Origin of the sequence: Mycolicibacterium chubuense, assembly GCF_001044255.1 — a bacterium.
Lineage (GTDB): Bacteria > Actinomycetota > Actinomycetes > Mycobacteriales > Mycobacteriaceae > Mycobacterium > Mycobacterium chubuense.
In genome coordinates, this window is sequence record NZ_JYNX01000069.1 from 1 (window position 1) to 10384 (window position 10384).

Genomic DNA, 10384 nt, shown 5'->3' on the forward strand with positions numbered 1-10384 from the left:
GCGATCGCGACCAACGGTGCCGGCGACATCGCCAACCAGGCCGTGTCCGGCGATCTCCCGCTTCCCGACGGAGTGCCCCACCTCGTCAGCCCGCAGAATCTGCCGCCCGGCACCACGGTCGATCCGAGTCAGGTGACCGACGCGAGCCCGAACGTGACGTACCTGAAGGACATCTGGCACGCCATCCAGACGCAGGAGATCTCGGGCAAGGACGCGCTGCTCGCACTCACGCAGCGACCGCTGACCAGTGGCCCGGCTGCGCTGGATCCGGTCGCTCCGCCCGCACCCGGCGCGCCGGTTCCTCCCGACGCACCGTTGCCGGTGCCCGCGCCTGCCCCGGCCCCGGTTCTGCCGCCGGCCTGAGCCCCGCTAGGCGGAGTTGACCCACTCGTCGGTGCCGTCGGCGAAGAACTGGTGTTTCCACACCGGTAGCTGTTCTTTGACGCGGTCCACCAGACGCGCGCACGTCTGAAACGCCGCGCCGCGATGGTCGGCGGCGACCACCGCGATCAGCGCTGCGTCGCCGATCTGCAGGCTGCCGACGCGGTGGCTGACCGCGATGGCGCGGACGCCCGCGCTGTCGGCGGCGACCGCCGCCACGACGTCGGCGAGCGTCTGCCCCGCCGACGGGTGCGCCGAGTACTCCAGCCGCGTGACCGGGCGGCCACCGTCGTGATCACGCACCACGCCGGCGAACGACACCACGGCCCCGGCGGCGTGATGCGACACCAGCGCCTCGTGTTCAGCCACGTCGATCGGGCGATCGGTGAGTTCGGCACGCACGACGGCGGTCATTGCGGATGGTCCTTACCTCGGAGTTGGTCGAGCGCATGGCCGAGGACGCCGTCGAGGACATCGAGACCGTCGCGCACTCCGCCGAGCGAACCGGGCAGGTTCACGATCAGTGTGCGTCCGGCGACCCCGCAGACGCCGCGCGACAGGATCGACGTCGGCACCTGCGGCAACCCCGACCGTCTGATCGCGTCAGCCAGTCCCGGCACCTCGTAGTCAAGGAGTTCGAGGGTGATCTGAGGCGTCGCGTCCGTCGGCGAGATGCCGGTGCCCCCGGAGGTGATCACGACGTCCGGACCGTCGGCGAGCGCGGCGCGCAGCGCGGCTGCGACCGGCGCGCCGTCGGCGACCACGACGGGCGCCGGCGTGGCGATGGCACGGGCGTTGAGCCAGTCGGCGATGACGGGGCCGCAGCGATCCTCGTACACGCCCGACGACGCCCGGGTGGACGCGATGACGACCACGCCCGTGCGGGCCGAGGTCACCGCGCCTCTGGCAGTCCGGTCGAGCCGGCGCTCGACCACGTGCCCGTCTTGCCGCCCTCTTTGTGCAGCACGCGGATGTCGTCGATCGAGGCCGCCCGGTCGACGGCCTTGATCATGTCGTAGACGGTCAGCGCGGCCACGCTGACGGCGGTCAGCGCCTCCATCTCCACTCCGGTGCGGTCGGTCGTCCGGACAGTCGCCGTGATGCCGACCTCGGCGCCGCCGATGCTGAAGTCGATGTCGACGCCGGTGATGGCCAGCGGATGGCACAGCGGGACGAGGTCGCTGGTGCGTTTGGCGGCCAGGATCCCCGCGACGCGGGCGGTGGCCAGCGCGTCACCCTTGGGCAGACCGTTCGTACTGATGAGGTCGACGACGTCGGCGCGGGTACGGACCGTGCCCGCAGCCACCGCAACGCGCTTGGTGGCGTCCTTGGCGGTGACGTCGACCATGTGGGCGGCGCCGGTCTCGTCGAGGTGCGAGAGGCGGTCCGCCATCGCTACTTGTTGATGACGGTCGAAGACTGGATGAACGGCAGTTCTTCGGCCGGCAGCGGGAACGTGATGTCACCGAACGGCGAGAGGGCCCCAGTGCGGTCGGCGGCCAGCTCACTGACGGCGTGGTCGTCGGCGTCACTCGTGGGCCAGCCCGGATCGACGTAACGGTTCTTCTTGTCATCAGCCACGGGAGACATTGTGGCAGGCCGATCGCCGGCTGGCGAGCGTGGGAGGCTGCTTTACGCTGGTCAGGATGAGCGCGAAGAGCCCCGGCATGCCGCTGGGCGTGTGGTTGGCCGAGCGCGGCGACGACGAGCTGGTCCGGCTGCTGCGTCTGCGGCCCGATCTCACCCAGCCCCCACCGGGCACGATCGCGGCATTGGCCGCCCGCGCCGCGGCGCGGCAGTCGATCAAAGCTGCCACCGACGACCTCGACTTCCTGCACCTCACCGTGCTCGACGCCCTGCTGACCCTGCACGCCGACAGCGGCGCCGTGACCTTCGCCGCGCTCGACGAAGCCCTCGGCGGACGCGCCGACGAGTCGGTGCTGCGGGCAGCCGTCGCGAAACTCACCGAGCGCGCACTGGTGTGGGGCGACACCGAGGGCGCGGGCGCGTTGCGGGTCGCCGCCGAAACCGCCAACTGTCTGCCCTGGTACCCGGGACAGGCGACGCTGGAGCCCGACGCGATGTCCGGCGCCGAGGTCACCGAGGCGGTCGCCGCACTCGACGCTGCAGAGCGTGATCTGCTCGACAGGCTGCTGGAGGGTTCGCCGATCGGCCGGACCCGCGACGCTCTGCCCGACGCGCCGCCGGACCGGCCGGTGCAACGACTGCTCAGCGCGGGACTGTTGCGTCGCCTCGACGCCGACACGGTGATTCTTCCGCGGCTGGTCGGGCAGGTGCTGCGCGGCGAGTCGCCGGGTCCGGTGAGTCTGGCCCGACCGGACCCGACGGTCTCGACCACCACCACCGCCGACATCGACGCGGTGGCGGCCGGTGCCGCGCTCGACCTTCTGCGCGAGGTCGAGCTCGTCCTCGAAACCCTCAGCGCCGCACCGGCTCCCGAATTGCGCAGCGGCGGTCTCGGCGTTCGGGAGGTCAAGCGGCTCACCAAGGCGACCGGTGTCGACGAGCGCCGGCTCGGCCTGATCCTCGAGATCGCGCTGTCGGCCGGGCTGATCGCGGCGGGTATCCCCGAGCCGGACCCGACGGACGCGGCCGGCTCCTCGTGGGCCCCCACCGTGGCCGCGGACCGGTTCATCGAATCACCGACCGAGGTCAAGTGGCATCTGATGGCGTCGGCGTGGCTCGATCTCCCGGGCCGCCCCAGCCTGGTCGGCGCTCGCGGCCCCGACGGCAAACCCTATGCGGCGCTGTCTGATTCGTTGTTCTCCACGGCGGCGCCGCTGGACCGCAGGCTGCTGCTCACGCTGCTGGCGGACCTGCCGCCGGGCTCGGGGGTCGACGCCGGGAGCGCTTCGCAGGCGCTGGTGTGGCAACGGCCCCGATGGTCGGCGCGGCTGCAGCCCGATCCGGTGGCCGACCTGCTGACCGAAGCCCACGCCGTCGGCGCGGTCGGCCGCGGAGCAATCGCCGGCCCGATGCGGCGACTGCTCGCCGGAGACGGCGATGACGCCGTCGTCGCCGCGATGGACAAGGCCCTCCCCAAGCCGATCGACCACTTCCTGCTCCAGGCCGACCTGACGGTCATCGTTCCCGGACCGCTCGAACGCGCCCTGGCCGAACAGTTGGGCGCGGTGGCGACGGTGGAGTCGGCCGGCGCAGCGATGGTCTACCGGATCGACGAGGCGTCGGTGCGGCGCGCCCTGGACACCGGGAAGACGGCGGGCGAATTGCATGCGCTGTTTGCGCGCCACTCCAGAACGCCTGTGCCGCAGGCATTGACGTACCTGATCGACGACGTGGCGCGACGGCACGGGCAGCTCAGGGTCGGCATGGCGGCCTCGTTCGTGCGGTGCGAGGACGCGGCGCTGCTCGCGGCGGCGGCTGCGGCGCCGGCCACCGAGGCGGTCGAGTTGCGCCTGCTGGCCCCGACCGTCGCGGTGTCGCAGGCCCCGATCTCCGAGGTGCTGGCCGCCCTGCGCAGAGCGGGTTTCGCGCCGGCCGCCGAGGACACCACCGGCGCGATCGTGGACCTGCGCAGCCGCGGCGCCCGCGTTCCCGCCCCGGGACGCCGGCGCGCCTACCGGCCCAACGCCACGCCGACGGACCAGACCCTCGCCGCGATCGTCGCGGTGCTCCGCAAGGTCGCTGCGACGCCGGCATCCGGGTTGCGTCTCGATCCGGCAGTCGCGATCTCGGAACTGCAGCAGGCGGCCCACCATCAGGAGTCGGTGGTGATCGGCTACGTCGATCCGGCGGGAGTGGCCAGTCAACGGGTGGTCGCGCCGATCAACGTTCGCGGCGGCCAGTTGACCGCCTACGACCCGGCTTCGGGCCGGGTCCGCGAGTTCGCGATCCACCGGGTGACCTCGGTGGTGTCGGCGGACTCAGGCTGAGCCGGCTAGATCGCGGACACCGTCGTCAGCACGATCCCGGCGATCGCGGCGTCGAGACTCGAGTCGTCGATGACGTTCACCGTGATGGTGCGAATCACCGGAACAAGACCGGGAACCTGAGTCGCTTTGAAGGTGACCGCCTCGAGCGCCTGCTTGTACTGCGCGATCGTCGCCGTCCCGGACAGCTTCAATTCGCCCGTGCCCGCGGTGTAGGTCGCGGTGATGGGGTTACCCGCGATCGGCGTGTAGGCCAGGGTGTCGCCGGTCTTTCGATTGGCGGTGATCGTCACTGTCGCGCCGGTCAGCACCGGGGAGTCGGTGTCGGTGATGGTGGCCAACGTGATCGGCTTGACCGTGTTGTTGACCTTCACGAAGGTCGCGCCCACGGTCGCGATCAACGGCCGGTCCGGGTTCTTGACGGCCACCAGCACCGTGCCCGGGAGAAGCGCACCCACGCCCGAGTCGTCGACGACGTCGATACTGACGGTGCGGCCGAGCAGGCCCAGAGTGGTGGCGGTGAACGTCACTGACTCCAGTGCCGCCTCGTAATCCGCTTTGCTCGCGGTGCCCGTGAGCGTCAGCGTGTCGGTGCCGTTCCACGTTCCGGAGATCGGAATGCCGTCCAGTGTCGCGAAGCTCAATGTATCGCCGGACTGCCGCCCCAGCGTGATCTTCACGGTGGCACCGCTCAACTCGTCGGAGTCGAGATCGCCGATCGTCACCGTCGGCGCGAGCTTCACCCCGGTCTTGCCGATCGTGTACGTCGGCGGCAGCGACAACACCGTCACCGAGGGCGGCAGCGGCGTCAGCGTGTTGACCAGAACGGCACCAGGAATCGGATTGGTGTCGCCGTCGGCTTCGGTGACCGTGATCGTCACCGTCCGGGTGAGACCGAGTTGCGTTGCGCTGAAGCCGATCTGCTTGAGTGCTGCTTCGTAGTCCGCGACACTCGCTGTTCCCGACAGTGTGAGGGTGTAGGCGTTGGTCTGGGCGACGTCGATGGTGCCGGCCGCACCGGTGTAGGTCAGCTTGTCGCCGCTCAGCCGCGCCAGTGCCGCGATCGTGACGACGGCTCCGGTCAGTTGATCATCGTCGGCGTTGGCGATGTCCACGGAGGAGACGACCTTGACCGGCGGCTTGCCCAGCGTGTAGACGGGCGCCCCGAGTGCCGTCACCGTCAGCGGGAGTTCGATGACGACCGGCGGGAGCACCAGGAGGGTTGCGGGCGTGCCGGGTCCGGTGACGTCATCGGTGTCGGTGAGCGTCACCGTCACGATCCTGCTCGCCAGCCCGAGATCAGTGGCGCTGAACGTGATCGCCTTCAACGCCGCCTCGTAGTCGGCTTTCGACGCCACACCGGACAACGTCAGCGTGTCGGTGCCATCCCACGATCCGCTGATGGTGATGCCCTGCGGCGCTGAGTAGTTCAACGTGTCACCGGTCTTCAGACCCGCGGTGATCTTCACCGTCGCGCCCTTCATCGAGCCCGAGTCCAGATCGGTGATCTCGGCGACCGACAACAGCTTGACGGGGTTGCCGCCCAGGGTGAACGGCGTGAGCCCGCCGACCGCGAGCACGGCCGGCGGCAGCTTCACGACGATGCCGGGTACCACGGTGACGAGCACCGGTGTCGCGAGAATCCCGCTGGCATCCTGCTCGTCGGTGAGGGTGATGCCCACGCCGCGGACGGCGAGTCCGAGGTCCGTCGCGCTGAACGTGATCGCCTTCAACGCCGTCTCGTAGTCGGCTTTGGAGGCGAGCCCGGTCAACGTCAACGTGTCGACACCGTTCCACGCCCCGTCGATGTCGATGCCTTGCGGCTTGACGTACGTGAGCGTGTCGCCGACCTGTCGCCCGGTATTGATCTTGACGACTGCGCTCTTCAGCGAGTCCGAATCCGGATCGAGGATCTCGGCGACCGACAGCAGCGGGATCGGATCCCCACCGAGCGTGTACGGCAACAGGTTCCCGACCGCGATCACCGACGGCGGAAGCTGCACGATGGGGTCGACCACGAAGGACACCGTTTGGGTGTAGTTGTCGGGCTGGGCCAGTCCGAACAGTCGTGCCACCGAGTGCAGCACCCTCAGGAAGCCGAGGTCTTCGGAGTCGTCCCTGATGACCACCTGGAACTCGACGGGCACCGAGTCACCGACAACGGGCACGGTCGGGGTGTAGACGAAGGTGCCGGTGATCGGGTCGCGGAACACCAGGCCGGAGTCTGGCTGGACGACGTCGTAGGTCAGTGGGTCGCCGTTCGGATCCTCGGCGTCGATGGTGATCAGCACTTGCCCGGTGAGGATCTGCGAGGTGGTCACCGAGTGCACCACGGGGGTCTTGTTGAAGAACGTATGGCTGATCAGCCGTCGCACGTAGGCCAGCACGGCGTCGGTCACCGGCGAGGACACCGGCGCCGCCGGGTCCACCAGCGGCGCAATGAAATTCGACACCACCGCACCGACCACGTTGACGGTGGCACTCTTCTCGGCGACGGGTTCGGTCGGCGCCGGAGCGGACTCGGCCACCGACATCGTGACGGTCTTGCGGGCTGCCCAGCGCGACGGGGTGGGCGGTGCGGCGGGCGCATCGACGACGGCCCCCACCTCGATGGGCTTGGCGTCGGTGGTGGCGGTTTCGTCGGCGCCGGTGGCCGCTTCCTCTTCGGCAGAGGGCGTATCGGCCTCGACCACGGCCGGCCGGGTGTGGAGGCGCGGGAAGCGCTTCTTCACGGCCTCGTCCGAGGGCACTTCGTCGGACGGGTCCTCGGCGGACTCGCCGCCGGTCGGGTCGTCGGACGGCTCATCGGATCCGGACGGTTCGTCAGCGTCAGCGTCGGCGTGGTCGTCGGAGTCGTTGCGCGTATCCGTGTCTGTGCTCGAGCCGGACGACCCGGTGTCGTCGGCCTTCGGATCGCGCGCCGACCCGGCAGACGGTCCCGCGTCCGTGGTCTTCGCCGACGAGGTGGCCGATGTGGTGTCCGTGTCGCTCTCCGCGGCGGCGACACCCGTCGCGGAGTGGGCAACGGCGAGCCCGATCCCCAGCGAGACGGCCAGCGCACCTACCCGCCCGATGTGCGCGGCGTAGCTCGGACTCGTCGGACGCGCGTGACGCCGCGATGCGACGGGACGCGCGTCATCGAGAAGATCCTTCGCCGCCCAGAACTCTCGGTTCGGCGATCCCGACCGCGACATCCGATGTGCGACAGGTCTTCCATTCATGCGCCCGGCCTCCGTCATACGCCCAGACCCCCGTGTCTGTTCGCCCCCGCGACTGATAGCTGGGCACGCGTAGACCATGGCCGACCGACACCCCGCGAAGCTGACCTTAAAGCAAATTGACGTGCCTGACTACGGTTTCTGAGAACTTGTTCTCAGGATCCATATCAAGCAATGGCATAGGCGGACGCGTGCTCGCCATATCGTCAGTCAGCAAATTTCCGCGTAGACGCTCCGCGTCGCCGTGCACCGTCGTACACACCGCGACCACACTGAATACGCAACCCCGCTTGCCACGTGGTCCGGCCCGGGACGGACCCGAGGGTGTGGCCCTCAGATGTTTGCCGCCAGCCACGCCACCGGCCGTCGTCACAGCAATCCGGATAATGGGCAGGATGACTTCCCACCGAGGCCCGGCATGACCGACGGCCCCTTGATCGTCCAGTCGGACAAGACCGTCCTGCTCGAGGTCGACCACGAGCAGGCGGGCGCCGCCCGCGCCGCGATCGCCCCCTTCGCCGAGCTCGAGCGCGCACCCGAGCACGTACACACCTACCGCATCACCCCGCTGGCGCTCTGGAACGCGCGAGCCGCCGGTCACGACGCCGAGCAGGTCGTCGACGCATTGGTGTCGTTCTCGCGCTACGCCGTCCCCCAGCCGCTGCTGGTCGACATCGTCGACACCATGGCCCGCTACGGGCGTCTGCAGCTGGTGAAGCATCCGGCGCACGGCCTGACATTGGTCAGCTTCGACCGCGCCGTGCTCGAGGAGGTGCTGCGCAACAAGAAGATCGCCCCGATGCTGGGCGCCCGCCTGGACGACGACACCGTCATCGTCCACAACAGCGAGCGTGGCCGCGTCAAGCAGATGTTGCTGAAGATCGGATGGCCGGCCGAAGATCTGGCGGGCTACGTCGACGGCGAGGCGCACCCCATCGACCTCGAGCAGAACGGCTGGGAACTCCGCGATTACCAACAGATGGCGGCCGACTCCTTCTGGGACGGCGGATCCGGCGTCGTGGTGCTGCCGTGCGGCGCGGGCAAGACGTTGGTCGGCGCCGCCGCGATGGCGAAAGCCGGTGCCACGACGCTGATCCTGGTCACCAACACGGTGGCGGGACGACAGTGGAAGCGGGAACTGATCGCGCGGACATCGCTGACCGAGGAGGAGATCGGCGAGTACTCCGGCGAGAAGAAGGAGATCCGCCCGGTGACGATCGCGACCTATCAGGTCATCACCCGGCGCACCAAAGGTGAATACAAGCATCTCGAGCTGTTCGACAGCCGCGACTGGGGGCTGATCGTCTACGACGAGGTGCATCTGCTTCCGGCGCCGGTGTTCCGGATGACGGCCGACCTGCAGTCGCGCCGGCGACTGGGCCTGACCGCGACGTTGATCCGCGAGGACGGGCGCGAGGGCGACGTCTTCTCGCTGATCGGACCGAAGCGCTACGACGCCCCGTGGAAGGACATCGAGGCGCAGGGCTGGATCGCGCCCGCCGAATGCATCGAGGTTCGCGTCACCATGACCGACAACGAGCGCATGCTGTACGCGACCGCCGAACCCGAGGAGCGCTACAAGCTCTGCGCGACCGCACACACCAAGATCGCCGTGGTGAAGTCGATCCTCAACCGGCACCCTGACGAGCCGACGCTGGTGATCGGCGCCTACCTCGACCAGTTGGACGAGCTGGGCGCTGAACTGGACGCCCCGGTGATCCAGGGGTCGACGAAGACGGCTGAGCGCGAGACGCTGTTCGACGCGTTCCGGCGGGGTGAGATCCGGACGCTGGTCGTGTCGAAGGTGGCGAACTTCTCCATCGACCTTCCCGAGGCCAGCGTCGCCGTTCAGGTCTCGGGCACGTTCGGGTCACGCCAGGAGGAGGCGCAGCGACTGGGCCGGTTGCTGCGGCCCAAGGCCGACGGCGGCGGGGCGGTGTTCTACTCCGTCGTGTCGCGGGACAGCCTCGACGCCGAGTACGCCGCACACCGCCAACGGTTCCTCGCCGAGCAGGGCTACGGATACGTCATCAAGGACGCCGACGACCTGCTCGGACCGGCCATATGACCGTCGGACGCGTGGTGCCGGTCGTCTCGGTGACCGACCTGCCCACCGCCGTCGCCCAGTACCGCGCGGCGCTCGGGCTCGACGTCGCGATGGACCACGGCTGGATCGTCACGCTCGCCGATTCTGGCCGTCGCCACCAGCTCAGTCTGCTGAGCCGTGACGCGACGGCAACGGTCAATCCGACGGTGTCGATCGAGGTCGACGACGTCGACGACGCGTACCGCAGCGCCGTGGCCGCCGGGTTGCGTATCGTGCACCCGCTCAGTGACGAGGAGTGGGGGGTACGCCGATTCTTCTTCGCCGATACCGCCGGCAACGTCGTCAATGTGCTCTCCCACCGCGCTCAATCCGGCTGAGAGTGCGCGGCAACGTCGCAGACCGGCTAGCCTCATTCCTCGAGTCGGGACGAGCTCAGAGCACGGCAAAGGAACCCATGACCACTCATAGGCGAGACCAGCGCATACGCGCTCGGAGCGCTGTGCGCGCCGCCGGCGTCGCCGCGGCGTTGACGTTCGGCGCCCTCGTATCGGCTCCCTTGGCGATGTCACAGCCGGTCCCGACGCCGGTTCCGGGCCCCGACGGCGCGCCGACGCCTCCGGGCCAGCCGGTGGCAGTCCCGGTCGACCCCGCGGTCGCCGCCCCTGCTCCGCCGCCGCCGGTCGGCCCACCCATGGTGCCGGAGATCCCGAACGCGCAGTACGGCTCGGGTGACGGTCCGCTCGGCTTCCTGCGCGACGCGTGGCATCAGGCGCAGGATCCGTACAACTTCATGGGCACCGCCACCATGCAGAACCTGCCGCCGGCGG

Annotated in this window: 8 protein-coding genes and 2 pseudogenes; 5 read left to right on the forward strand and 5 right to left on the reverse strand. The window is 69.4% G+C overall.

Annotated features, from left to right (window positions below; translation table 11 throughout):
• Window positions 1-363: pseudogene (locus MCHUDSM44219_RS25095) on the forward strand (transglycosylase family protein); the annotation flags it as partial.
• Between the two features lie 6 nt (window positions 364-369).
• Here the strand turns inward: MCHUDSM44219_RS25095 and MCHUDSM44219_RS25100 are convergent.
• From MCHUDSM44219_RS25100 to MCHUDSM44219_RS25115, 4 genes are read right to left on the reverse strand one after another with little or no spacing between them, the layout of a single operon-like run.
• On the reverse strand, window positions 370-795 hold the full coding sequence (locus MCHUDSM44219_RS25100) for a molybdenum cofactor biosynthesis protein MoaE (RefSeq protein ID WP_048420992.1): 426 nt from the start codon (window positions 793-795) through the stop codon (window positions 370-372).
• On the reverse strand, window positions 792-1277 hold the full coding sequence (locus MCHUDSM44219_RS25105; RefSeq protein ID WP_048420993.1) for a MogA/MoaB family molybdenum cofactor biosynthesis protein: 486 nt from the start codon (window positions 1275-1277) through the stop codon (window positions 792-794). The genes MCHUDSM44219_RS25100 and MCHUDSM44219_RS25105 overlap by 4 nt, the downstream gene beginning before the upstream one ends.
• Entirely contained in the window at window positions 1274-1774 is a 501-nt protein-coding gene (gene moaC / locus MCHUDSM44219_RS25110; RefSeq protein WP_048420994.1) for a cyclic pyranopterin monophosphate synthase MoaC, read from the reverse strand. Before moaC ends, MCHUDSM44219_RS25105 begins: the two co-directional genes overlap by 4 nt.
• 2 nt (window positions 1775-1776) lie before the next feature.
• Window positions 1777-1971, reverse strand: a complete 195-nt coding sequence (locus MCHUDSM44219_RS25115; protein ID WP_048420995.1) for a hypothetical protein — start codon at window positions 1969-1971, stop codon at window positions 1777-1779.
• A 56-nt stretch (window positions 1972-2027) separates the two neighbouring features.
• Between MCHUDSM44219_RS25115 and MCHUDSM44219_RS25120 the strand changes: the two genes are divergently transcribed.
• Window positions 2028-4295 (forward strand): helicase-associated domain-containing protein, encoded by a 2268-nt coding sequence (locus MCHUDSM44219_RS25120; protein ID WP_048420996.1) that lies wholly within the window; start codon window positions 2028-2030, stop codon window positions 4293-4295.
• A gap of 5 nt (window positions 4296-4300) precedes the next feature.
• Here the strand turns inward: MCHUDSM44219_RS25120 and MCHUDSM44219_RS25125 are convergent, their stop codons facing one another.
• Window positions 4301-7486, reverse strand: a complete 3186-nt coding sequence (locus tag MCHUDSM44219_RS25125) for an ICP22 family protein (RefSeq protein WP_236695583.1) — start codon at window positions 7484-7486, stop codon at window positions 4301-4303.
• Between the two features lie 442 nt (window positions 7487-7928).
• Between MCHUDSM44219_RS25125 and MCHUDSM44219_RS25130 the strand changes: the two genes are divergently transcribed.
• The 3 genes and pseudogenes from MCHUDSM44219_RS25130 to MCHUDSM44219_RS30555 form a co-directional block, all read left to right on the forward strand.
• Window positions 7929-9578 (forward strand): DNA repair helicase XPB, encoded by a 1650-nt coding sequence (locus tag MCHUDSM44219_RS25130; RefSeq protein ID WP_048420997.1) that lies wholly within the window; start codon window positions 7929-7931, stop codon window positions 9576-9578.
• Entirely contained in the window at window positions 9575-9934 is a 360-nt protein-coding gene (locus MCHUDSM44219_RS25135) for a VOC family protein (RefSeq protein WP_048420998.1), read from the forward strand. Before MCHUDSM44219_RS25130 ends, MCHUDSM44219_RS25135 begins: the two co-directional genes overlap by 4 nt.
• 122 nt (window positions 9935-10056) lie before the next feature.
• A pseudogene (locus tag MCHUDSM44219_RS30555) lies at window positions 10057-10384 on the forward strand (hypothetical protein); the annotation flags it as partial.